The sequence below is a fragment of the Parasphingorhabdus sp. genome (genome assembly GCF_039982395.1).
Taxonomy (GTDB): Bacteria; Pseudomonadota; Alphaproteobacteria; order Sphingomonadales; family Sphingomonadaceae; genus Parasphingorhabdus.
Window position 1 is genome coordinate 306,340 of the sequence record NZ_JBDWYO010000003.1, and the last position, 24,374, is coordinate 330,713.

General features: G+C 54.6%; 24 protein-coding genes and 1 pseudogene. 11 read left to right on the forward strand and 14 right to left on the reverse strand.

Translation table 11 applies throughout. The annotated features are described in order from the left end of the window. Positions 1–142 precede the first annotated feature (142 nt). Positions 143–496, reverse strand: a complete 354-nt coding sequence (locus ABJV08_RS08110; RefSeq protein WP_348040811.1) for a YraN family protein — start codon at positions 494–496, stop codon at positions 143–145. Further along, positions 493–1,338: a 16S rRNA (cytidine(1402)-2'-O)-methyltransferase gene (gene rsmI, locus ABJV08_RS08115; protein WP_348040813.1), complete on the reverse strand. Its 846-nt coding sequence runs from the start codon at positions 1,336–1,338 to the stop codon at positions 493–495. The genes ABJV08_RS08110 and rsmI overlap by 4 nt, the downstream gene beginning before the upstream one ends. On the opposite strand from rsmI, the gene ABJV08_RS08120 reads away from it, so the two are divergent. Further along, on the forward strand, positions 1,339–2,532 hold the full coding sequence (locus ABJV08_RS08120; protein WP_348040815.1) for a penicillin-binding protein activator: 1,194 nt from the start codon (positions 1,339–1,341) through the stop codon (positions 2,530–2,532). A gap of 50 nt (positions 2,533–2,582) precedes the next feature. Here the strand turns inward: ABJV08_RS08120 and fsa are convergent, their stop codons facing one another. Beyond that, positions 2,583–3,236: a fructose-6-phosphate aldolase gene (gene fsa / locus ABJV08_RS08125; RefSeq protein ID WP_348040817.1), complete on the reverse strand. Its 654-nt coding sequence runs from the start codon at positions 3,234–3,236 to the stop codon at positions 2,583–2,585. 164 nt (positions 3,237–3,400) lie between these two features. Next, positions 3,401–4,081, reverse strand: a complete 681-nt coding sequence (locus ABJV08_RS08130) for a DUF4197 domain-containing protein (RefSeq protein ID WP_348040819.1) — start codon at positions 4,079–4,081, stop codon at positions 3,401–3,403. 66 nt (positions 4,082–4,147) lie between these two features. Between ABJV08_RS08130 and ABJV08_RS08135 the strand changes: the two genes are divergently transcribed. Both ABJV08_RS08135 and ABJV08_RS08140 read left to right on the forward strand, forming a co-directional pair. Continuing rightward, positions 4,148–6,313: a primosomal protein N' gene (locus ABJV08_RS08135; protein WP_348041269.1), complete on the forward strand. Its 2,166-nt coding sequence runs from the start codon at positions 4,148–4,150 to the stop codon at positions 6,311–6,313. A 104-nt stretch (positions 6,314–6,417) separates the two neighbouring features. Further along, positions 6,418–7,959 (forward strand): trypsin-like peptidase domain-containing protein, encoded by a 1,542-nt coding sequence (locus tag ABJV08_RS08140; RefSeq protein ID WP_348040821.1) that lies wholly within the window; start codon positions 6,418–6,420, stop codon positions 7,957–7,959. Here ABJV08_RS08140 and ABJV08_RS08145 read toward each other — a convergent pair. Together ABJV08_RS08145 and ABJV08_RS08150 are read right to left on the reverse strand one after the other, a co-directional pair. Then, positions 7,953–8,711 (reverse strand): isocitrate lyase/phosphoenolpyruvate mutase family protein, encoded by a 759-nt coding sequence (locus ABJV08_RS08145; RefSeq protein WP_348040823.1) that lies wholly within the window; start codon positions 8,709–8,711, stop codon positions 7,953–7,955. The two genes, ABJV08_RS08140 and ABJV08_RS08145, sit on opposite strands and share 7 nt — an antisense overlap. Next, positions 8,708–9,733: a methylated-DNA--[protein]-cysteine S-methyltransferase gene (locus ABJV08_RS08150; RefSeq protein WP_348040825.1), complete on the reverse strand. Its 1,026-nt coding sequence runs from the start codon at positions 9,731–9,733 to the stop codon at positions 8,708–8,710. Before ABJV08_RS08150 ends, ABJV08_RS08145 begins: the two co-directional genes overlap by 4 nt. A 292-nt stretch (positions 9,734–10,025) precedes the next feature. Here ABJV08_RS08150 and ABJV08_RS08155 point away from each other — a divergent pair, with 292 nt between their 5' ends. From ABJV08_RS08155 to ABJV08_RS08185, 7 genes are read left to right on the forward strand one after another with little or no spacing between them, the layout of a single operon-like run. Continuing rightward, complete coding sequence (locus ABJV08_RS08155) at positions 10,026–10,580, forward strand: F0F1 ATP synthase subunit delta (RefSeq protein WP_348040827.1); 555 nt, start codon at positions 10,026–10,028, stop codon at positions 10,578–10,580. Between the two features lie 12 nt (positions 10,581–10,592). Next, entirely contained in the window at positions 10,593–12,122 is a 1,530-nt protein-coding gene (gene atpA, locus ABJV08_RS08160; protein ID WP_348040829.1) for a F0F1 ATP synthase subunit alpha, read from the forward strand. A gap of 30 nt (positions 12,123–12,152) precedes the next feature. Beyond that, complete coding sequence (locus ABJV08_RS08165) at positions 12,153–13,028, forward strand: F0F1 ATP synthase subunit gamma (protein ID WP_348040831.1); 876 nt, start codon at positions 12,153–12,155, stop codon at positions 13,026–13,028. Positions 13,029–13,066: 38 nt separating this feature from the next. Then, on the forward strand, positions 13,067–13,369 hold the full coding sequence (locus tag ABJV08_RS08170; protein WP_348040833.1) for a hypothetical protein: 303 nt from the start codon (positions 13,067–13,069) through the stop codon (positions 13,367–13,369). A 25-nt stretch (positions 13,370–13,394) separates the two neighbouring features. After that, entirely contained in the window at positions 13,395–14,840 is a 1,446-nt protein-coding gene (gene atpD, locus ABJV08_RS08175; RefSeq protein ID WP_348040835.1) for a F0F1 ATP synthase subunit beta, read from the forward strand. A 2-nt stretch (positions 14,841–14,842) separates the two neighbouring features. After that, on the forward strand, positions 14,843–15,019 hold the full coding sequence (locus ABJV08_RS08180; protein ID WP_348040836.1) for a glutathione S-transferase: 177 nt from the start codon (positions 14,843–14,845) through the stop codon (positions 15,017–15,019). Positions 15,020–15,024: 5 nt separating this feature from the next. After that, positions 15,025–15,282, forward strand: coding sequence for an ATP synthase F1 subunit epsilon (locus ABJV08_RS08185; protein ID WP_348040837.1), 258 nt, complete (start codon positions 15,025–15,027; stop codon positions 15,280–15,282). 19 nt (positions 15,283–15,301) lie between these two features. Here ABJV08_RS08185 and ABJV08_RS08190 read toward each other — a convergent pair whose 3' ends face one another. Continuing rightward, entirely contained in the window at positions 15,302–16,222 is a 921-nt protein-coding gene (locus tag ABJV08_RS08190) for a DMT family transporter (RefSeq protein ID WP_348040838.1), read from the reverse strand. 173 nt (positions 16,223–16,395) lie between these two features. Between ABJV08_RS08190 and ABJV08_RS08195 the strand changes: the two genes are divergently transcribed. Then, entirely contained in the window at positions 16,396–17,931 is a 1,536-nt protein-coding gene (locus ABJV08_RS08195; protein WP_348040840.1) for a CpaF family protein, read from the forward strand. On the opposite strand, the gene ABJV08_RS08200 is transcribed toward ABJV08_RS08195, so the two are convergent. The 7 genes and pseudogenes from ABJV08_RS08200 to ABJV08_RS08230 form a co-directional block, all read right to left on the reverse strand. Further along, positions 17,928–18,125 carry a hypothetical protein gene (locus ABJV08_RS08200; protein WP_348040842.1) on the reverse strand — a complete coding sequence of 66 codons (198 nt, stop codon included), beginning with the start codon at positions 18,123–18,125 and terminating at the stop codon, positions 17,928–17,930. The two genes, ABJV08_RS08195 and ABJV08_RS08200, sit on opposite strands and share 4 nt — an antisense overlap. Before the next feature lie 6 nt (positions 18,126–18,131). After that, a pseudogene (gene mmsB, locus ABJV08_RS08205) lies at positions 18,132–19,022 on the reverse strand (3-hydroxyisobutyrate dehydrogenase); the annotation flags it as partial. Then, positions 19,015–19,797, reverse strand: a complete 783-nt coding sequence (locus ABJV08_RS08210) for an enoyl-CoA hydratase-related protein (protein ID WP_348040844.1) — start codon at positions 19,795–19,797, stop codon at positions 19,015–19,017. The gene ABJV08_RS08210 and the pseudogene mmsB, both read right to left, overlap by 8 nt. Next, on the reverse strand, positions 19,794–20,837 hold the full coding sequence (locus tag ABJV08_RS08215; protein ID WP_348040846.1) for an enoyl-CoA hydratase/isomerase family protein: 1,044 nt from the start codon (positions 20,835–20,837) through the stop codon (positions 19,794–19,796). Before ABJV08_RS08215 ends, ABJV08_RS08210 begins: the two co-directional genes overlap by 4 nt. Positions 20,838–20,845: 8 nt before the next feature. Next, entirely contained in the window at positions 20,846–21,988 is a 1,143-nt protein-coding gene (locus ABJV08_RS08220; protein ID WP_348040848.1) for an acyl-CoA dehydrogenase family protein, read from the reverse strand. Positions 21,989–21,993: 5 nt separating this feature from the next. After that, positions 21,994–23,232, reverse strand: a complete 1,239-nt coding sequence (locus tag ABJV08_RS08225; RefSeq protein ID WP_348040850.1) for a dipeptidase — start codon at positions 23,230–23,232, stop codon at positions 21,994–21,996. A gap of 10 nt (positions 23,233–23,242) precedes the next feature. Continuing rightward, complete coding sequence (locus ABJV08_RS08230; RefSeq protein ID WP_348040852.1) at positions 23,243–24,181, reverse strand: polysaccharide deacetylase family protein; 939 nt, start codon at positions 24,179–24,181, stop codon at positions 23,243–23,245. Positions 24,182–24,374 lie beyond the last annotated feature (193 nt).

Consider the following 24,374-nt stretch of genomic DNA (forward strand, 5'->3'; position numbering starts at 1 on the left):
TAGTCCTCAATTTCCAATCTGTGCCGCATATGCAGTGCGGCTTTCTCAGCAATCCATAACCGTTCATTCTAGGCTTGTCGAAGGCCGTTTTGGTTTAGCGCAGGAAAGCTATGCTTCGGGACAGATCACGCATCAAAGCGGATCAGAATCCATGCCAAACATTTGTGAGATGGACCGGTAAGCGGCGCGGGGTGACCAAAATGACATCAATCCGCGCATCTTCGCCCTTCTTGCAATATTCAGAATAGAGAATTTCCACAGCATCAGCGACCCGCTTCAACCGCTTTAGATCAATCGACTGCTCCAGATCCGCAATTTTGCTGCGAGCCTTGACCTCGACAAAGGCCACCAGTCCGCCCCGCTTAGCGATCAGATCAACCTCACCGCGAGGCGTCCGGACCCTTTCCGCCAATATCCGCCAGCCTTTCAAGCGCAGGAAGCGGGCCGCGGTCTTTTCGGCCTGACGCCCCCGCTTTTCCGCTGCCTCACGTTTCATGCCGAACCGTCTGCCTTCCAACGATTGGCGAGGTCATAAAGCGCCCTGCGGTCGGTGCTGAATGCGCGCGCGACCTCTCCTGCCGCCTTGGACGCCGGCAAACGCTCCAAGGCTTCTCGAAGTGCCGCCTCAATCTCTTGCTCGCTAGCCGCCTCCGGTGCACCGGGAGGGCCGATGATGACAACAATTTCGCCCTTGGGTTTCTCCGAATCATAGCGTTCTGCCAGTTCGCTGAGTGAACCGGTCACGGTCTCCTCAAATCGCTTGGTAATTTCGCGGACGACAGCCGCTTTGCGATCCCCCAATATCGCGAGCGCGTCGGACAGCATCCCGCCAAGCCGGGCACCATTTTCGTAAAAGATCAGGCTGGCGTTTAGTGCCTTAAGCGCCTCTAGCCCTTCACTTCTGGCCTTGGTCTTGCTTGGCAAAAAGCCTTCGAACAGGAAACGGTCGCTGGGAAGTCCGGACAGAGTCAGGGCGGCGATAGCCGCGCTGGGACCGGGAATCGTAGTGACATATAGCCCGGCCGCCTGCGCGTCGCGGACCAGCTTATAACCGGGGTCAGAGATCAGAGGCGTTCCGGCATCGCTGACCAGTGCGACAATTTTACATCCAATCGACTCCAAAATGCCATTGCGGTCCGCTGCCGACTTATGGTCATTATAGACTATCATCTTTGACTTTTTACCAATATGATTCAATAGCTTGCCTGTTACTCTTGTATCCTCGACTAAGATGATATCAGCCACGCCGAGAATTTCTTCGGCGCGGCGCGACAAATCTCCAAGGTTGCCGATTGGGGTGGCGACGATATAGAGACCGGAGAGGGTAGGAGCAGACATATGACGGTCATGGCAGACAAGTTGCATCAAGGACAAGATCAAACCAAGAAGCGCGGCTTTTTGAAATGGACGGGCGCAACGGCCTTTGTCTTCCTCGCGGGCTGTTCCACCGTCGTACCGCGCGGTGCCGAGCCTCCGAAAACAGCTACTCCGACGCCACCGCCGGTAACCACCGGCCTTCCCGATGATCAAAAACATCACCGCATTGCTTTGCTGGTTCCGCTTTCTGGTAAAAACGCCGGCGTCGGCCAGTCACTCGCCAATGCTACCACCATGGCGCTGCTGGATACCAAGGCAGCAAACATCCGGATGACAAGCTATGACACAGCCAAAGGCGTGACGGCAGCAGCGCAAAGCGCCATCCGCGATGGCAACAAGCTTATCATCGGCCCGTTGCTGAGCGACAATGTTGTGGCGACCGCCAATATAGCGCGTCCTGCCGGTGTGCCCATTTTAAGCTTCTCCAATGACAGCGGCGTAGCCGGAAACAATGTCTTCATTCTGGGGCATATTCCCTCCCAGTCGATCAACCGGGTTGTTGACTATGCCAAAGCAAAAGGCATGACGCGCTTTGCGGCGCTGGTCCCCAATGGCGTTTATGGACAGCGCGCCTCGTCAACTCTGTTGCGCCGCGTGAAAGATGTCGGCGGCACCGTGGTGTCGATCCAGACATTCAATCGGGATTCCCGGTCCATAGAATCGGCGACCAAGAAGCTTTCGCAAAATGGCGATTTTGAAGCAGTTCTGCTTGCAGACAACGGCAATATGGCGATCAAGGCCGCTCCGTATATCCGCAAAAATGCGAGCAGCTCTGCGAAAATCCTCGGTACGGACCTTTGGAACACCAGCAGCAAATTGGCCGGTTCCGTCTCTATGCGCGGTGCATTATTCGCCAGCGTGTCGGATGGTCTCTACAAGCAATATGCCAATAAATATCGCGCACGCTACGGCAGAGCGCCTTTCCGTCTATCCAGCCTTGGCTATGATTCCGTTCTGCTCACCGTCAAGGTTGCGCGCAACTGGAAAGTCGGCTCGCCCTTTCCGATCAACCAACTCACCGATTCCGGTGGATTCATCGGACTAGACGGCGTGTTCCGGTTCAAAAGAAATGGAATTTCCGAGCGTGCGCTGGAAGTTCAGGAAATCCGCAACGGCAGTTTTGCCGTGGTTGATCCAGCACCGAAGGCCTTGTGACCTAGAGCCCTTCGTCATCCCGGGGTTGTGCCAGGATGACGAGGCTCTATTCAACCAATATTCTGGCCGGTTGCTTCCCAATCCTTGAGGAAGCCTTCAAGCCCCTTGTCGGTCAGCACATGTTTGAACAGATTGCGGATGACATTGGGCGGCATAGTCCCGACGTCAGCACCGATGCGCGCCGATTCCAGCACATGGATTGGGTGACGGATAGACGCCACCAGAATTTCCGTATCAAAGGCATAATTGTCGTAAATCAACCGGATATCTTCGATCAACGTCATACCGTCGAGGCCGTTGTCGTCATGACGCCCGACAAAAGGTGAGATGAAGCTTGCGCCGGCCTTAGCTGCAAGCAGCGCCTGATTGGCGGAAAAACAAAGCGTGACATTGACCATCGTGCCTTCGCTGGTTAGCGCCTTGCAGGTTTTCAGGCCGTCAATCGTCAACGGTACTTTGATGCAGACATTGTCTGCAATTTTGCGCAGGACTTCCGCTTCTTTCATCATGGCATCATGATCGAGCGCGATGACTTCGGCAGAAACGGGTCCGTCGGTCAGGCCGCAAATTTCCTTGGTGACTTCGATAATGTCGCGACCCGATTTCTTGATTAGCGAAGGGTTGGTGGTGACGCCATCGACCATGCCGGTCGCAGCAAGATCAGCGATTTCCGCGGTATCGGCGGTATCTACAAAGAATTTCATCACTCTGACTCCAAAAAACATAAGGAAAATTCGGCTGTGACGATGGCCTATCCGCTTTCTATCAGGCGTGAAACTGCCGCTCCGCCTTTGCCGGCAAAAAGCTGTGGATAGATTGGGGGAGAATTCCGGGACTAAAAAATCAGCCTGCCGATCGATCCATCCCGTTAAAAGGCTTTGCCGACACCCAGAACCGCAATCAGCAGTGGATCATTGGTCGCTCGTGGATTGGCGCGAATCGACTCCTCCTGTGCGCCGATCGAACGATATATGGCATCATTGGCTTTGCTGGACACATCCCGGCTGATGCTGCCCAAATCAACATTGGTGACCTGCGACAGCACGAGATTGATGATTTCATTGTCAAACAGCTTCAATCCGCTGCCAACGCCTGGCAGCATTTGGTCAACCAGCGTGTTGCCCAATTGGCCTTGCAGAAGACTGGTCGCCGCGCGTGGTCCGCCATTGATGATGGCAGCGGCATCAGCGATGCTCATATTGCGGATGGTTTCCGCAACGATCGGGGCAGCAAGTTCAGCGCCTTTTTCCGCAGCGCGGTTGACCTGTTTCAACAACCGCTCCTGCATCGGTCCCGAACGCAGCAAAGCGGTTGCGATGCTAGTCACCCGCGAACCGCCGATCGAATCCGGCACAGAAAGGCGTGCGACCTGGCTGTCGAAAAAGCCGTTGGGTTGCAGCAATTCGGCAAAGGCATTTTGCGACGACAAGGTGAGCAGTCGCTTGATGGCCTCTGTCAGACTAAGGCCCGGCAAGCTCGAACAGCCGGGAAGCGCAAGCAATCCGGCGGCGGCGCCAAAGCCCAGAACAGTTCTGCGATGATAGATCATGATCCCTCTCCAATTTTTCGCCAATGCACGAATGACGAATGATGATTCCATACCTATAGCATGAATATGAATCGCGTCCGCGTCCTTCTTCTCAATGCCGCTCTCGGTCCACTCGACTATCGCGTTCCCGATGGCATGCCTGCCGAACCCGGCTCCATAGTCATGGCGCCTCTTGGTCCGCGCAAGGTTCCGGGCGTTGTATGGGAAGCCGAGAGCTTTCCGGTTGAAGAAATCGATCCGAAAAAGCTGCGTCCCCTACTCGAACTTCGGGAAGTACCGCCATTGCGTGCGCCGCTGCGGCGCTTGATCGAATGGACGGCCGCTTATTATTTTGCGTCGCCGGCATCGGTCTTGCGCATGGTCCTGTCGAGCGGAGCGGCCTTTGCCGACAATCGCCCGATCAGCGAATATAGATTGAACGGCAGCATTCCCGATCGTATGACGGCACAGCGCGAACAGGCGCTGGAAAAGCTCATCGATGTCCAAGGCACGATCACCGAACTAGCCCAAAAAGCTGGAGTTTCGGTAGCGGTCATCCGCGGGCTGGAAAAGCTGGGCGTGTTCGACAGGGAAGAAATATCTCCCTTCGCAATCACCGCTGACCCCACGCCCAATTTCGGCACGGTCGACCTCAGCCAGGATCAAAGCGACGTGAGTGATATTTTGATCGAAGCGGTGCGGTCTTCTGAATTCAAACCATTTCTGCTCGACGGCGTCACCGGATCGGGCAAGACCGAAGTCTATTTTGAAGCCGTCGCCGAGGCGTTACGGCAAGACAAGCAAGTGCTTGTGCTGCTCCCCGAGATCGCTTTAACCGAACCGTTTCTCAATCGATTTGAGGCGCGCTTCGGCGCGGAGCCCCTAGCTTGGCATAGCGGCATGAAACAGTCAGAGCGCAAGAAGAACTGGAGAGCGCTGGCGGAAGGCAATGCCCGCGTGATTGTCGGCGCGCGCTCTGCCCTGTTTCTGCCTTATGCCAATCTTGGCCTGATCATCGTCGATGAAGCGCACGAAACCAGCTTCAAGCAAGAAGATGGCGTGCGTTACCATGCCCGCGATGTTGCGGTGATGCGCGGACTATATGAACAAATCCCTATCATCTTGGCTTCCGCCACTCCTGCGATAGAAAGCCGCCATCAAGTCGAGCAGGGCAATTACGAACTGCTCGAATTGCCTGCACGATTTGGCGGTGCAACGATGCCTGATATCGAAGCTCTGGACCTCACCGCAGATGTACCCGAGCGCGGCAGCTGGCTTGCCCCGACTCTCGTCCACGCGCTGGAGGAAAATCTCGAAAAGCGCGAGCAATCTCTCCTGTTCCTCAACCGACGCGGCTTCGCGCCGCTTACTTTGTGCCGGACCTGCGGCCATCGGATCGACTGCCCCAATTGCACCGCATGGATGGTCGAGCATCGCCTGACCCGCCGCTTAGCCTGCCATCATTGCGGCCATGTCATGCCGATCCCGGAAAAATGCCCGGAATGCGGAGACGAAGACAGTCTTGTCGCCTGCGGCCCCGGAGTCGAACGAATTTGCGACGAAGTCAAAATGCTATTCCCCGCTGCGCGGACCGCCATTGTCACTTCAGACACGATCTGGTCTCCCCAGCGCGCCGCCGATTTCGTCGATCAGATGGAAGCCGGAGTGATTGATATCGTCGTTGGTACCCAGTTGGTAACCAAGGGCTATCACTTTCCCAATCTCACATTGGTCGGTGTCGTCGATGCCGATATCGGGCTGGAGGGCGGCGATTTGCGCGCCGCCGAACGCAGTTTCCAACAGATTGCACAGGTTGCGGGCCGGGCCGGAAGAGCCGAGAAGCCAGGCCGCGTCTATGTCCAGACCCGAATGCCAAACGCGCCTGTGATTCAGGCCTTGATCAAGAACGATCGGGAAGGCTTTTATGCCGCTGAAATTGAATCACGGCGTCAGGCACACGCCCCGCCATTCGCGCGCTGGGCCGCCATCATTGTTTCCTCGGAAGACAATCAGGAAGCGATGGAAACCGCGCGCCTGATCGGTCAGACAGCGCCAAAGCTAGACGGCTTTTCGGTCTACGGCCCCGCGCCTGCGCCACTGGCTATGCTGCGCGGACGCCATCGGCACCGGCTGTTGGTGCACGCCATGCGTTCGGTCGACTTGCAGAATATCATGCGCGACTGGCTGGAAAAGCTGGAATGGCCGCGGGCCGTTCGGGTGGGCGTCGATGTTGATCCCTATAGTTTTGTTTGATCCGATGCGGCTATGCACTTGATGCGCGGCATCGGGTAAGTTAGCGCTAATGTCGAACAAGGCTTTGCATCGAATGCAGAGCATATAATTTTGAAAGCTCCGGCATGAATCGTTTTCTTCTGATCCTCACTCTTGTGGCCACCGCCTTACTAACCGGGCCCGTTCAAGCGGACCCAGCCGATATTAGTGCCGCCAGCCGCTCGGTTGTTCGGGTGGTGATCGCCGCAAAAGATGGCAAAAAAGTCGCCTTCGTCGGTCATGGTAGCGGCTTTGCCGTGGCTCCGGACAAGATCGTAACCAACGCCCATGTCGTAGAAATCGCCCGACAGGAAGCGTCTGTTGTCATCGGCATTATCCCGTCACAAGGCGGCAAAAGCTATGGCGGCAAGATCATCGCCTATTCGCCGAGCAATGATCTAGCACTTATTCAAGTGCTGGATGGCGGGCGCTTGCCGCCCATGTCGATTTTCGGCGGTCAGGTCGGTGATGGCGCGGATGTCGTGGCCATCGGCTATCCCGGATCCGTCGATCGCGCACAAGGCCTCGACCTGGATGACCTGATCAACCCGATGTCGCCGGTCAAAACCACAGGAACAGTCTCCGGCGGACGGACAACCAAACAGTTTGATACGATCCTGCACACGGCGCCCATTGCTTCGGGCAATAGCGGCGGGCCCTTGATCGACAATTGTGGCAGAATCCTTGGCGCCAATAGTTTCGGATCCTTGAGCAATGGCAATGACGCCGAATTTGGGTTTGCCGTTTCGGCGCGCGAGATATTGAACTTCCTCCGCAAGGCCGGGGTTAAAGTCGGGGCGACTGCGACGCCCTGCCGTTCTGCAGCGGAAATCAGTCAGGCAGAACAGCAGCGGGAAGCGGCTGCCCGTGCCCAGGTGGAAGCCGCAAAGGCAGCGGAAGCCGACGAGCGGGAGCGCGCCGAAACCAAATTGCGCACCGGCATATCCCAAGATATTATAACCGAGCGCGAAAACCGGATGGCGATAGCGGCGCTGATCTTGGTTCTGGCGCTGTTGGCAGCCGGTGGCGCTGGCGTCTTGATGGTGCAAGGCAAACGCAATCCGGCTATTGCCGCAGCGGGCGCCGCGGCGATCCTTCTGCTGGGCGCGATCTTCACATTCTTATCCCGGCCGGATTTTAGCGAAATCGAAGACCGCGTTGCCGCGGCCTTGCGGGCCAATGCAGACAAGGCCGCTCCTCAACAAGCAAGCGCGGTGCTCTCTGGAAAATATCAATGTACAATCAACCCGCAGCGCAGCCGGATCACGGTATCACAACAGAATGAACTGCCGCTGGAATGGGCAGAGGGTGGCTGCGTCAACGGCCGCACCCAATATGGCCGCGACGGTGCCAAATGGTCGCGGATATTCGTGCCCAACCAAGAACAGACCGTCACCATCAGCAGTTTCCAGACGGATCGCGGCGAATTTACCGAAGAGCGCTATCTGGTTGGCCTCGACGCCATGACCAAAGCCCGCGCCATCCGCTCAAAATATGGCAACAAGGCTTGCACCAGCGACAGCAAGTCACTCGCCGATATCGAGGATATGGTGAAGGCGATCAGAGCAGAATTGCCAAACCAGGCAAATGAGCGACTGGTTTATGAGTGCAAGCTCTCCGCTCAATAGTCGGGCTCGCCGCCTTCAAACACTCTTTGCGCTTGACCGGTCAACCAATCCATCGCCGCAGCCCAAGATTGATGGCCATGGCTGATCCGGGCGACACCAAGGCCAGCCAATGCCTTGTGATCGGGCCCGTCAGGAGCGCGCAATATATTCACCGGCAACGGGGAGGCTTCACAGATGGTGCCGATGCAGACTGCATCGCTTAGAAACGGTACGAACAAGCTCCCTGCCCCGGCATCGGCATATATGTTCGCCCTCTCGAGCACCTGCGCGACCAAGGCTTCTCCATTTTCTTCCGCCGATTGACCGCGGAACACATCGCAGCGAGCGTTCACCCAAAGCCCCGAAGAGGCTGCGGCAGCCAATCGTTCTGCAAAAACCTCTGGCGCGAGCAACGGGTCTTCGCCCGGCATCCGATCTTCCATATTGATGCCGCTGGCACCGGCATCATAGGCACGTTGCGCGGATTGCCGCACTCGGCCTGAATCATCACCATAGCCGGCCTCGAGATCGATGCTGATCGGTAGATCGGTCACAGCCGCGATATGCTCTAGATTGATCATCGCATCATCAAGAGGAAAAGCCTCGCCGTCGGCGATGCCTTGCGCGCCGGCAACCCCATAGCTTCCGGTAGCCAATGCTTTTGCGCCGGCTGCTGCAACCGCTTTTGCGCTGCCCGCGTCCCAGATATTGACCAGGATGAGGGGATTGCCGGGAATGTGAAGATCACCAAAGCTTTGTACTTTCTCGTTCATTTTATTTCCTTTTCCAACAGCAATTGCTTGATTTCCAACCCATAAGCATAGCCGCCCATGGTCCCGTCGCTGCGCACCACCCGGTGGCAAGGGATCAGGACGGCCACATTGTTCGCGCCATTGGCGCTGCCAACTGCGCGCACCGCTTTCGGCTTGCCGATGGCAGCGGCGACATCCGCATAGCTGCGTGTTTCGCCCTCTGGAATTTTCCGCAACTCCCGCCATACAGCTTCCTGAAAGGCTGTACCCTGCACATCCAGTGGAATGTTATGAGAACGACCCGGCGCCTCGACCTGGGCCACCACATCACCCAGAAGTTTCTCAAATTCCCTGCCGCCAATTTGCAAATCCGCCTTCGGAAAGCGGTGGCGCAATTCTGTCTCGCCTTCGTTGAAGGAAAGGCAGCAGACCCCCTTTTCGGTTGCCGCAACCAACATAGTGCCGAGATAAGTTTCGACGGTGGCCCAGTGCACCGTGACCCCTTCGCCGCCGTTACTCCAAATATTTGGATTCATGCCTGTTCTCTGGCCCATTTTGCGTTCCTCATAAAATTGCGAAGCCGACCCATAGCCAGCATCGTAAATAGCTTCGGTCACCGATGCCCCGCCGGCGAGCGCATCTTCGACCCGTTCAGAGCGCAACGCGCGCGCGTAGCCAGCGGGTGACAATCCAGTGTCGCGTTTAAAAATCCGTTGCAAATGGGTGGGCGAATAGCCGGTCAGTTCGGCCAACTCGTTCAGCTTCGGCGCTGTCTCAGCCATGCGAATAGCATCAATCACCAACTTCACCGCGCCCTCGTCGCGCGCCACATCATTGGGGAGACAACGCAAGCAGGCGCGGAGCCCCGCTGCCTCAGCCTGCTCCGGCTTGGCAAAGAACCTTACATTTTCTCTCTTGGGGTGGCGCGCCGCACAGGAAGGGCGGCAATATATCCCCGTGCTCAGAACGCCGGTGACGAACTTGCCATCGAACGAACGATCACGGTTCTCCATCGCTTGCCATGCTATTTTGTCGTCGACCATCTTTGCCTCGGGATTCGCGCTTACTGATGTAGCCCATTTGCACGCATCCGCACAGGACCGCTTCCGGTATCTTGCGATCAAAGCAAATTTTGTGAGCCCATGAATTAAAACGACCTGAATTCTGCCGCTTTGGCAACATTTGCAAATGATTCCTCAAGCCATCTTGCATCGCAGTAAAATGGTTGCTAGACGCCGCGCATCCGTGGGCGGAATCGCAGGATTTTCGGCCATAAAGCGGACCATTTCTTAAACGGTTTTCAGACCAGAATTTCGGTCAGGGAGAAGCAAACGCGTGGATCATTCCAGCGGCATCAGAGCGAGTTTAGCAGGGCGTTACGCCACTGCCCTATTCACTCTTGCAGAAGAAAATAAGAGCATCGAAGCGGTTCAAACCAGCCTCGACACGCTCAGCGGGGCAATGGCCGAATCGGAAGACCTCAGGGCGCTTACCAGCAGCCCGGTTCTGTCCCGTATCGATGCCGGCAAAGCCGTTGCAGCGACAGCCAAGGCAATGAAGTTGGATAGCTTGACGACGAATGTTCTCGGCGTGCTCGCTGCGAACCGTCGTCTTGACCAGATCCCGGCGGTCATTCGCGCCTTCACGACTTTGGCTTCCGGTCATCGTGGAGAAATCACCGCGGAAGTCACCTCGGCTCATCCGTTGGACAAGAAGCAGATTACTGCGCTGAAAGCGCAGCTTAAAAAACGTGTGGGAAGCGATGTTAGCGTTTCCACCGCCGTTGATTCGTCTTTATTGGGCGGGCTGGTCGTGAAAATCGGCAGCCAGATGATCGACAGCTCGATTAAAACCCGTTTGAACACCCTATCGCAGGCCATGAAGGGCTAAAGGAAGATACACATGGATATTCGCGCCGCAGAAATTTCAAAGGTCATCAAAGACCAGATCGCCAATTTTGGCAACGAAGCTCAGGTTTCCGAAGTCGGAACCGTGCTTGCCGTCGGTGACGGTATTGCCCGTATCCACGGTCTCGACCAGGTACAAGCTGGTGAGATGGTTGAATTCTCCAACGGCATTCAGGGCATGGCCCTGAACCTTGAAGCTGACAATGTCGGCGTCGTGATCTTCGGCTCTGACGCTGAAATTAAAGAAGGCGATGTTGTTAAGCGGACCGGCACGATTGTGGACGTTCCCATCGGACCGGAATTGCTTGGCCGCGTTGTTGATGGTCTTGGCAATCCGATTGATGGCAAAGGCCCGATCAAAACCAAGAAACGTAGCCGTGTTGAAGTCAAGGCGCCGGGCATTATCCCTCGGAAATCTGTGCACGAGCCTGTCCAGACTGGTCTGAAAGCACTTGATGCGCTTGTTCCTGTTGGCCGTGGCCAACGTGAGCTTATCATTGGCGATCGTCAAACCGGTAAAACCGCCGTGGCAATTGATACGTTCATCAACCAGAAGACAGTCAATGCTGGCGATGACGAAGGCAAGAAACTTTACTGCATCTATGTTGCTATCGGTCAGAAGCGTTCGACTGTTGCTCAAATCGTGAAGAGCCTCGAAGAAAATGGCGCGATGGAATATACCATTGTTGTGGCTGCGACCGCTTCCGAGCCTGCACCCCTTCAATATCTTGCACCTTATACTGGTGTCACGATGGGCGAGTATTTCCGCGACAACGGCAAGCATGCTTGTATCGTTTATGATGATCTCTCCAAGCAGGCCGTGGCGTATCGCCAGATGTCCTTGCTTCTTCGTCGTCCTCCAGGACGTGAAGCTTATCCTGGCGACGTTTTCTATCTGCATAGTCGTTTGCTCGAACGTGCCGCGAAAATGAACGAAGACAATGGATCCGGTTCTTTGACCGCATTGCCAATCATTGAAACTCAGGCTGGTGACGTTTCGGCGTATATTCCAACCAATGTGATTTCGATTACCGATGGTCAGATCTTCCTCGAAACCGATCTGTTCAACCAAGGCATCCGTCCTGCTATTAACGTGGGTCTGTCGGTTTCTCGTGTGGGTTCCGCGGCTCAGACCAAAGCTATGAAGAAAGTGTCCGGTTCGATTAAGCTGGATCTTGCCCAATATCGTGAAATGGCGGCGTTTGCGCAATTTGGTTCTGATCTTGACGCTTCGACACAGCAATTGCTGTCTCGTGGTGAGCGTTTGACCCAGCTTCTGAAACAGGCACAATTCTCGCCTCTTCCATTTGAAGAGCAGACGGCTTCCATCTACGCAGGCACCAACGGCCACCTCGACAGCGTCGGCGTGACTGACGTTGTTCGTTATGAGGAAGCCATGCTGGCGCATATGCGCAGCGAACATGCTGATGTTCTGAAAACGATCCGTGAAAGCGGTGACTTGGCAGATGACACAAAAGCATCGCTCGAAGCTGCACTCGCTGCTTTCGGCAAAACCTTTAGCTAAGCCTGACTAACCCTACGGGAAAGAGAGAATATGGCTAATCTTAAGGAACTGAAAGATCGGATCGGGTCGGTAAAATCGACCCAGAAGATCACCAAGGCCAAGCAAATGGTCGCCGCTGCCAAATTGCGCCGGGCGCAAATGGCAGCTGAAGCTGCACGTCCATATGCAGAGCAGATGGAAAAAGTGATGGCAAGCCTCGCTTCCAAGGTTGCGATTGACGAGAATTCGTCAAAGCTCTTGGCCGGCACGGGTAAGAATGAGACGCACCTCTTGGTTGTGGCCACATCGGACCGCGGTCTTTGCGGCGCGTTCAATGCCAACATCGTCAAGGAAGCCCGCGTCAAAGCAGAGCAACTGACCAGCGACGGTCACAAGGTGCTGTTCTACATGGTCGGACGCAAAGGCATCCCGATCATCAAGCGCCTCTATCCCGGTCAGATTTTGAAGCATTTCGATACGTCGAATGCCAAAACACCCGGATTTGAGGAAGCCAAAGCCATTGCTGCCGAGCTGACCACGCTGGTCGAAGAAGGCAAATTTGATGTTGCCCATCTTTTCTTCGGCAAATTCAAATCGGCACTGGTTCAAGAACCGACGGTTCAGCAAATCATTCCGATTGCGGTTGCAGAAGGCGCTGTTGCCGAGTCTGAAGGGGCTGTGGATTATGAACCGGATGAGGAAGAAATTCTCGCCGAACTGTTGCCACGTAACCTAACCACGCAGGTTTTCGGCGCATTGCTAGAAAATATGGCGTCGGAACAAGGCGCGTCGATGACCGCAATGGACAATGCGACCCGCAATGCCGGAGATCTGATCGACAACCTCACCATCATTTACAACCGCAGCCGTCAGGCCGCGATTACCACCGAATTGATTGAAATTATTGCTGGCGCTGAAGCGCTATAACATTGAGACCCGCGCTGCTATTTGTCGGATTATTTGTGATGAGTGGATGCGTATTAACGAACGAAAGGATTAAACCACCAACTGCAAAAGAATTGAAAAAAGTGATTAAGCAGGGTCAGGATGCCGATTATCAGTGGATGATCGAAACTGAAACACTCCCTGTTTTCAACTATATCGAAAAAGTCACGTTTCATTCTTGTAAGCGAAGGAAAGAACCAAACCATTTTTATTGTAGAGTAGGATGGCGAAGCGCCTCTTCTAAACGGAGCAATAGGTTGAATTTGGTTGTAGAAAATCGTTCTGGCGAATGGTGGGAAGTATATCCTGAAGTTGAAAATTAAAGATTTGAGCAAGGAAGTAAGACAAATGGCAAAGACCAAAAATACAGGCCGCATTTCACAGGTTATCGGCGCTGTCGTCGATGTATCCTTTGACACGGAAATCCCGGCAATTCTCTCGGCTCTGGAAACCGATAATAACGGTAACCGGCTTGTACTCGAGGTTGCACAGCATCTCGGCGAAAACACGGTTCGTACCATCGCAATGGATGCGACCGAAGGTCTGACCCGCGGTCAGGAAGTGACGGCGACCGGTTCCCAGATCCAGATGCCTGTTGGCCCTGAAACGCTGGGACGCATCATGAACGTGATTGGTGAGCCAATCGACGAACGCGGCCCGATCGGCAACAAAACCACGTCTCCTATTCACGCGGAAGCCCCTCCTTTTGTAGACCAGTCAACCGAGAATGAAATTCTGGTAACCGGTATTAAGGTTGTCGATCTGCTCGCACCTTATGCAAAAGGCGGTAAAATTGGTCTGTTCGGCGGCGCCGGCGTGGGCAAAACCGTTCTTATTCAGGAACTGATCAACAACATCGCAAAAGGCCATGGCGGAACATCCGTTTTCGCCGGTGTTGGTGAGCGTACCCGTGAAGGTAACGATCTCTATCACGAATTTCTCGACGCAGGCGTTATCGCCAAGGATGCCGACGGCAATCCGAAGTCGGAAGGTTCCAAAGTGGCTCTGGTCTTCGGTCAGATGAACGAACCTCCTGGCGCGCGTGCTCGTGTTGCTTTGTCCGGTCTGACTCAGGCGGAATATTTCCGTGATGAAGAAGGTCAGGACGTGTTGTTCTTTATCGACAACATCTTCCGCTTCACCCAGGCTGGTTCGGAAGTGTCCGCACTTCTAGGCCGTATTCCTTCGGCTGTGGGCTATCAGCCTACCCTGTCAACGGACATGGGTGCGCTGCAAGAGCGTATTACTTCGACCAACAAGGGTTCGATTACATCGGTGCAGGCCATTTACGTTCCTGCCGATGACTTGACCGACCCTGCACCGGCAACCAGCTTTGCCCACTTGGATGCTACGACCGTTTTGAACCGTGCGATTTCAGAGCTGGGCATCTACCCTGCTGTTGATCCGCTCGATTCCACATCTCGTGTTCTTGAGCCACGTGTCGTTGGCCAGGAACATTATGATACGGCCCGTGCTGTTCAAGAAACCCTGCAAAAATATAAGTCTTTGCAGGACATCATCGCCATTCTCGGCATGGACGAGCTTTCTGAAGAAGATAAGCTGGTCGTTCAACGTGCGCGGAAAATTCAGAAATTCCTGTCACAGCCCTTCCACGTTGCTGAAGTCTTCACCGGCATCAAAGGTAAATTTGTTGATCTCGAAGACACGATCAAATCGTTCAAGGCTGTTGTCGATGGCGAATATGATCACCTTCCTGAAAATGCCTTCTACATGGTTGGCGGCATTGAAGAAGCGATTGAAAAAGGCAAAGAAATGGCGGCTGAAGCAGCCTAAATATGGCTGCACTGCGCCTTGAAGATTGCGTCAATGAAGTCTGCCCGTGGTCGGGTGATCCGGTTTCGGCAGACTCTTTGACCCTTTACCAAGGTGCGGTTGTTGGATTTTGCAACACCGGCTGCCGGGACAAATTTGAAAAAGCCGCATCAATGTTTGACGCGGCGATACAGGACTAATCACGATGGCAAATCTACATTTTGAACTCGTAACCCCTGAAAAACTCGTCCGGTCGGATGATGTTTTCATGGTGGTGGTTCCCGGCACAGAAGGCGACTTTGGTGTACTTGCCAACCATGCTGGTGTGATGTCGACGATCCGGGATGCCGATTTGGTCATCTACGCAACCGAAGGCGGCGAGCCGGAAACGATTTCTGTTCAGGGTGGCTTTGCCCAGGTGAACGAAAAGGGCCTGACGGTGCTGGCCGAGGCCGTCGGCTAAGGACCATTCGGTCGATCCCTTAGGCTGCAGTTACCGGAGCGGCTTTTCGTTCACTGCGCCATAGAAGCAACCCGCTGAAAATGATCAGCAATCCCCCCATCATCGAGGTCCGATCGATCGGATCGCCGAAGACAAATACACTGATGGCTGTTGCAACAAGCAGCTGGATATAGACAATCGGCGCAATGGCCGCCGCAGTCGTCCGCATCGTAGCCATGAACAGCAGAAAATGGCAGCCCGTGGCGGTCAAAGCTACCAATGCACAGCGCAGGATAACATCCCAGTCAGGTACGCTGGGAACGGCCATGACCGGAACCAGCCAATGTCCTATCACCGTCGCGATGACAAGAAATGTGGCCGCCCAGAAAGCGCTGTAAAATTGCGCGGCAAAAACCGAGCGTTGGCTTGATACCATCCGGTTAAGGATGAGCATCGCAGCCATCGCAATGGCGGAAATGAGCGGCAGGATCGCGACCCAGCCAAACGCCGCAACATTGGGCCGCAGCATGATCAATACCCCGCAAAAGGCAACGATCGTGGCAATCCATGTTCGCGGCTGCATCTTCTCTTTCAAAAACCAACCAGAGAATAGCGCGGTCAATATCGGATTGACAAAGGATATTGCGACGGCGTCCGCGAGCGGCATGATGTAAATGGCGGAGAAAAACGTGATCGTTCCGACGAAGATCGAAAATCCGCGAGCCATATGCAACCACGGCCGGTTTACGCTAAAGCCTTGTCGTCCTTCCCTGAAGAGCAAAATGATGCCCAAGGCTAGCGCCCCGATTGAGAAGCGCAAAGCGGCAACGGCCTGGGCTGGCCAATCCCCAGCCATCGACTTGATCACAGCATCGCCCAGCGGAAAACCGGCAAAGGCAAGCAACGCCAGCGTAATTCCACCCGCAGCCGCCATCCGTTCCTGTTGATGCTTCTCGGTCAAAAATTGGCTTCTTTAGTCATTTTCAGGGCTTAGCCGCTATATTGTACCAAACAAGTCCCAAATGAAAATTCGCAGACAACCCTATTCAATCTGACCAGCTTACCGGTTTGTTAACCATTTTCGGGGAAAGAGGGCATTGATCGAATGACTACAGACATATCGGACAGAATAGCATGAGCGCATTTGGTAAGAAAAATGGACTGGGCGGCGGAAAGCCATCCTTTGGTGTGGCAAAGCCGATGGGCGGCGGCGGCAAGAAAATGGCCGATTCCGAAAATCCAGAAGACAAACTGGGTGGCAATCAGTTTCCTCCCATAGAATCCATTCCGCTTCCAGGCGCAGACGAAGTCGAAGCTCCAGCCGCTCCAGAACAAAGTGACGCGATGACGCGGCTTTCCGAGCGTTCGCAGCCAATGGCGGAAGCCACAGACAAGGAAGAAGGCTTTGGCGCTTCCGTCCACAAAATCAAGGAACAGGTTCTCCCTCGTCTGCTCGAGCGCGTTGATCCGGAAGCTGCGGCAACCCTCAACAAAGAAGAACTGACCGAAGAATTCCGTCCGATCATCATGGAAGTGCTGACCGAGTTGAAGCTAACGCTCAACCGGCGTGAGCAATTTGCGCTTGAAAAAGTTCTGGTCGACGAACTGCTTGGCTTTGGCCCTCTCGAAGAGCTGCTCGGCAATCCGGATATTTCGGATATCATGGTCAACGGCCCCGAACAGACCTATATCGAGATCAAGGGTAAGCTTGAAATCGCACCGATCCAGTTTCGCGATGAAGAACATCTGTTCCAGATCGCCCAACGGATCGTGAACCAGGTTGGTCGACGGGTCGACCAAACCACGCCTCTTGCTGATGCGCGCTTAAAAGATGGTTCGCGTGTGAACGTCATCGTTCCGCCGCTGAGCCTCAAAGGCACGGCCATCTCAATTCGTAAGTTTTCCGAAAAGCCAATCACGCTCGACATGATGAAGGGCTTCGGATCGATGTCCGATGAAATGTGTACGGCACTCAAGATTGCCGGTGCCTGCCGCTTCAATGTAGTTATCTCGGGCGGTACGGGTTCTGGTAAAACAACCATGCTGAACGCCATGTCAAAGATGATTGATCCCGGTGAGCGCGTGCTGACTATTGAGGATGCCGCCGAGCTCCGTCTGCAACAACCGCACTGGCTGCCGCTGGAAACCCGGCCACCTAATCTGGAAGGCGAAGGCGCGATCACGATTGGCGATCTTGTGAAAAACGCCCTGCGTATGCGTCCAGACCGGATCATCCTCGGTGAGATTCGTGGAGCGGAATGTTTCGACCTTCTCGCCGCTATGAACACCGGTCATGATGGCTCCATGTGTACGCTTCACGCCAACTCTCCACGTGAGTGTCTCGGCCGTATGGAAAATATGATTTTGATGGGCGACATCAAGATCCCGAAAGAAGCCATATCCCGTCAGATCGCTGAATCAGTCGATTTGATCGTTCAGGTGAAACGTCTGCGTGACGGTTCGCGTCGTACGACCAACATCACCGAAGTGATCGGGATGGAAGGCGATGTGATCGTGACCCAGGAATTGTTCAAATATCAATATCTGGACGAGGATGCCGATGGCAAGATCATCGGGGAATATCAATCCGCTGGATTGCGTCCGTATACGCTCGATAAAGCGCGCCAATATGGCTTTGATCAGCCCCTGCTCGAAGCCTGCATTGGCTAATTTGTCGAGAGCAACCCCAAACCAAATGCAATAGAGATGCCAAACGTCAGCAACGCCAAAGCGGTGATTGTTGACCACGGCATGAAACCAACATTCTCGATATCACGGCGGTTGTTGCGGCGTCTGTTGCCGATCTCTGAAATCACGGCAATTGTACCGGACAGACCGCAAAGCACCATCCACAGCGGCGGCATCAGCGCTTAGCCTTTATCGAGCATATTGATGATGCCGGAGAAATCCTTGCCGCCCTGCTCTTGCGCTTCAGCAAATTGCTCATAGAGCTTCGCCGCCTGCGTACCCATCGGCACTTCCGCTCCAGCGCTTTTCGCAGCTTCCATCGCCAGTCGCAGATCCTTGAGCATCAACGCTGCGGCAAAACCACCTTCATAGCCATTGTCCGCTGGGCTTTGCGGACCCACACCGGGCACAGGGCAATAGCTGGTCATGGACCAATTTTGACCGGATGCCTTGGACGAAATGTCATAGAAATTCTGCAAATCGAGGCCTAGCTTCTCAGCCATTTTAAATGTCTCGCAAGTCGCGATCATGGATGCGCCGAGCAGCATATTGTTGCAGATCTTCGCAGCCTGCCCTGCCCCGTTACCACCGGCGTGGATCACCGCCTTGCCCATGTCGGATAGGATCGCTTCAGCCCGTTTAAAGCCTTCGTCGCTGCCACCGACCATGAAGGTCAGCGTGCCGCCGTTTGCCGCAGCGATACCACCGGAGACCGGTGCGTCGACTGGAACGAGGCCTTTCGCGTCCGCCATAGTGGCAACATCACGGGCGCTATCGACATCGATGGTGGAGCAATCAATCACCAAAGTGCCAGGGTTGGCGTTGATGATGACTTCATATTCATAGACCTTGCGGACGTGGGTCCCCGCAGGAAGCATCGTGACGACAACGTCCATATTGTTGACAGCTTCAGCTGCATCGCTGACCGGATGACAGCCGGCTTCGCCAGCGCGCGCCAGTGCTTCACCAGACAGGTCAAAGGCAAAGACCTGGTGGCCCGCTTTTGCGAGATTGGCAGCCATGCCGCCGCCCATATTGCCGAGGCCGATAAATCCGATTTTCATTCTAGCGTCCTTTCCATTGGCCTTCGCGCTTTTCGATAAACGCTGCCATGCCTTCTTTCTTGTCTTCTGTTGCGGTCAGGATCTGGAACAGACGCCGTTCGTGCACCAGGCCTTGTTCAAGATTATTCTCGAACGCCGAATTGACCATCTCTTTGTTCACCTGAATGGCCATTGGCGGCATCGATGCAATGGTCTCAGCGGATTTAAGCGCCTCGTCGAGCAATTCGTCATGCGGCACCACGCGAGCAACTAGCCCAGAACGCTCTGCTTCCTCGGCATCCATCATCCGGCCAGTCAGGCACATATCCATCGATTTGGATTTGCCAACAGCGCGGGTCAGACGCTGCGACCCCCCCATACCCGGCGCGACACCAAGCTTGATCTCCGGCTGACCGAATTTTGCTTTGTCGCTGACAATGATGATATCGGCCATCATCGCAAGCTCACAGCCACCGCCCAATGCGAAGCCGTTCACGGCTGCGATCCAGGGCTTGCGCGTGGCCTTGACGATATGGCTCGTCCACTTTGCAAAGAAATCTTCAAGATAGAAATCGGCAGCCGACTTCTCGTACATTTCCTTGATATCGGCACCGGCGGCAAAAGCCTTGTCACCAGAGCCGGTTAGCACTGCACAATTTTGTGTTTCATCTGCCTGGAACGCGGCAAAGGCTTCGATCAGTTCATCCAGCACCTGGCTGTTCAGCGCATTGAGCGACTTAGGCCGGTTGATCGTGATCAGGGTTACAGCGCCCCGTTTTTCGGAGAGGATTGTTTCGTAAGTCATAGTGGTTTCCATTCTTCATCTGCCGATAACGGCGCAAAAATATTGTCGATCCATTCGGCGCTGACGTCTTCCGGAGTCGGCGGATTCCATTTCGGATCATTGTCTTTGTCGACAATCAAGGCCCGCACACCTTCAAGGAAATCGTGCATCACCAGCACATGATGACCAATGCGATATTCGTTGCGCATTTCATCGGCAAAGCTCTCCATTGCCGCGCCTTCTTTCAATTGGCGCAAAGCAACCTTGCAGGTCTGCGGGCTTTTGGTGCCGAGCGTATCGCGCTCTTTAGCAGCCCAATCGCTGTCATCGGCTTCCAGCGCCGCCAATATGTCTTCGAATCGATCGGAGGCAAAAAACTTGTCGATCTTGTCGAGATTGTTGGTGATCCGCGCTTCCGGAACCTTGCCGGACAACTGCCCTAATATGCCTTCGATCCGGTCGGGGTTTTCCGAGATACGCTGCTTCGCTTCTTCCAAAGCTTCCGATTCCAGATAGTGGGTAGCAATCCCCACTTCCTTGCACTCGGCCCCATTGAGGCGTGCACCGGTTAGCGCCAGAAACTGTCCCAGTCGCCCGGTCAAACGCGAGAGATACCAACCGCCACCAACGTCCGGGAACAGGCCAATCCCCGTTTCCGGCATAGCAAAGCGGGTGTTCTCGGTCGCGACCTTATATTTCGCTGGCTGCGAGATGCCGACGCCGCCGCCCATCGTGATTCCATCCATGAAAGCGACAATCGGCTTTGCATATTCAAACATCAGATGGTTGAGTTGATATTCCTTGTAGAAAAAATCACGGCCTTCTTTCCCATCTGTGAGTCCGGATTCCCGCAGCATGGCAATATCGCCACCCGCGCAGAAGCCCCTACCTTCACTATGGTCGAGAATGACCGCCTCCACAGCATCATCGTCGCGCCAGGCAAGCAATGCTTCGGTCATCGCCAGACACATGTCGAGATTAAGCGAATGGATCACCTTGGGGCGATTCAAGCTGATATGGCCTATGCGGTCCGATTTTTTAATGATGATATCGTCTGTCATAATATACCTTATTGTCGCAGCATTTCGCGCGAAACGATCATACGCATGACTTGATTGGTGCCTTCCAAAATGGAATGCACCCGCAGATCGCGCCAGAAACGCTCGATGGGATAGTCTTGTAAATAGCCATAGCCGCCAAACAGTTGCAGCGCATCGTTGACAATTTTCGAACCATTGTCGGTCGCCAGTCGCTTGGCCATGGCAGCGAATTTCGTTTTGTCAGGCGCGCCTTCCGTGACTTTCGCGGCGGCCAGATATAGCAGCGCCCGTGACGCTTCCAGATCGGTTGCCATATCCGCGAGCATGAACTGAGTGTTCTGAAAATCGCTGATCGCCTTGCCGAACTGCTTGCGCTCTTTCGTATAGTTCACCGCTTCGTCGAGACAGCGCTGCGCACCGCCCAGCGAGCAGGCACCGATGTTGAGCCGTCCGCCATCAAGGCCCGCCATGGCGATACGAAAGCCCTCGCCTTCATCGCCGACACGATTCTCGACCGGTACCCGTACATTGTCGAAATTCACCTGTGCAGTGGGCTGTGAATGCCAGCCCAGCTTCTTTTCTTGCGCGCCGAAACCGACGCCTTTCATATCTCTCTCGATTACCAGGCAAGTGACGCCTTTCGCACCATCATCCGACGTGCGGGTCATGGTCACGTAGATTTCATTCTCGCCGCCGCCAGAGATAAATTGTTTGGAACCGTTGACCACATAATGATCACCATCCCGAACAGCCTTGGTCTTCAGCGATGCGGCGTCTGACCCTGCGCCGGCTTCAGTCAGGCAATAGCTGGCAATCTTATCCATCGGAACGAGAGCGGGAAGATATTTGTCCTTCACCGCCTGCGCCCCGAATGTATCAATCATCCATGCGGCCATATTGTGGATCGAAATAAAGGCGCTGGTAGAGGGGCAGCCATAGGCCATCGCTTCCATAATGATCGCCGATTCAAGCCGCCCGAGACCGATGCCACCGGATTCTTCCGACACATAGATGCCACCAAAGCCAAGCTCAGCCGCTTGCTTGATCGTGTCACGCGGAAAGATATGGTTTTCGTCCCACTCGGACGCATGCGGCGTAATCGCATCTGCGGTAAATTTCTGGGCCATTTCCTGAATGGCCAATTGGTCTTCGGTCAGGGAAAATTGGGTCATATCATCTACTTCACATCCATTTTATGATGGCCGGCAACCCGCTCGGCAGCGCGCATCACTCGCAATATATTGCCACGGGAAATTTTGGCGAGATCATCCTTGCTATACCCGCGTCGAGCCAATTCGGTGAACAGCACAGGATAGGTCGCAACGTCCTTCATATCGTCGGGTAAAAATTTTATGCCATCATAGTCGCCACCAATGCCAATATTGTCGATCCCGGCAATGTTGCGAACATGATCGATATGATCCGCAACGTCGGACGCGGTGACGGCTGGCATCGGATTGGATTGCCGCCAATTTGCCATATGCGCATCACGGCGCTTTTCTTCGCCGGGAAACAACGACTTGGCCCGCGCATCTTCCGCTTTTTCTGCCGCTTCCCAATCGCGCCGTTCCGCTTTGAGATAGGATGGCACGAAGGTGACCATCACAACACCACCATTGTCCGGAAGCCGTTTCAAAACGGAATCGGGAACGTTGCGCGGATGTTCGGCTACACCGCTGGCCGAGCTGTGACTGAAAATCACCGGCGCTCTGGCAACATCCAAAGTATCATGCATCGTTGCTGGCGACACATGGCTGATATCCACCATCATCCCCATTGCGTTCATTTCATGCACCACCCGGACACCAAATTCTGACAGGCCATCGCTTTTCGGTGCGTCGGTAGCGGCATCGGCCCAGTCTAGTGTCTTCCAGTGAGTCAGCGTCATATAGCGAGCACCCAGCGCGTAAGTTTGGCGCAGCACAGCCAATGAATTGCCGATAGAATGTCCGCCTTCCATCCCGATTAACGATGCAATGCGTCCCGACTTGGCCGCGCGTTCGATGTCATCTGCTGTGAGCGCGATTTCCAGATCGCGATATTGATTGACCAAGCGGTGGACAACATCAATCTGCTGAATGACTCGTTCGACAGCCTCCGCGCGTGGCAATTCGGGATCAATCCATACGGACCAAAATTGCCCGCCTATCCCGCCTTTACGCAATCGCGCTATATCGGTGTGCATCGGTTTTTCGGCAGTTCCGAGAGTATCTAGCGTATCCCGAAAATCAAATTGCGAAAAATCGGCATCAAATCGCCCTCTAATCTGCTCCGGGACGTCATTATGTCCATCAATTATCGGATGTGAATCCAGAACCTCTTGGGCCATAACCTCCGCTGATTGTGCAAAGGCGGCGGGCGAACCAGTGATCAACGAGATTGTGGCAATGGTGAGCGGGAGAAGCTTGCTTTTCATGCTTCGAGACTTACTCGCGCAATACCCTCTCGGCAAATAGCTTTTTTGCTACTTTTTGATCATTGCGTTGATACCAGCGATTGCCAACATTGCGTTCTGCGGCCAGCATTTGCGTGCGGGTCCCGTCCGCAAAATCGGTATCAGGCTCCATATGGGCAATCGGATCCCGATAGGCTTCGTCAGCGGACACGATGGTCCAGCCTTTCTTTTTCAGCGCTGCGGCTAGATCATCGATGAACATGGCCGCGAGGTCGGTCTCGTGCAACAAAACCATCTGCACAGGCGCGCGATCCAAAGTGCGTCGCGCGAGATCATCTGAAAATTCCGCTGATTGCACATAGGATTCGACAAATAGTTCGCCCATCGCATTCCAGTCCATCAGCTGACCGGCCTTGCTTGCCTTTAACGCCAGATCCTCCAGATGCCAGTCCGATGCATCGACTGTGACATAGCCGTTCATCAGCCCGCGCTTTTTCAGCCCCTTGCGGATTGCATCCCGTTTGGCTTTGTTCTTGCCCCCTTCGTCGAGATAAGGGAATCGAAACCACGGGCGATAATTGGGCTTGCCCTTCAACCATTTCTCCGCCTCGTCGATATCGGCAAGATAAGTCGCGACCGACACGTCGGACAGTCTGTTATGATCTGCTGTGTGATTGGCGAGCAGGTGCCCGGCCTCCGCATAAGCCAATATAGTGGCTTCATCACCGTCATTGTCCGTTACCCGGCCCGGATTCACAAAAAACACCGCCTGCTCGATGCCGGCCGTTTTCATGGCTTCCATTAAGAGCTTGGGTCTTTCGCCGGCTTCCAGGTAAGCGCCGACACCTCTTGGAGCATCATCAATGCTGAAGGCTATGCGCTTGTCGGAAACCGCAACATCCACAGCTTCTACCGCCGTTTGGCGCGCAATATGGTCCGGTCGCCAGAAGGTGAACAGACAAATCGCCAACAGGATCGATGGCAGAAGCACCCTTGGTGACAGCGCTAGCAACACAGCCTCGGGATCAAAGTTAAGCGAAGAACCATGACCTGCATGTCCCCCGCTCGCGCCAGAATATCTAGCGTTTTGAAGCGCATGTCCTGATTTGGAACTGTAGCGCCCCCAAGCCTTACCGGGCGATTGGCCAGTCTTCTATGGCCCT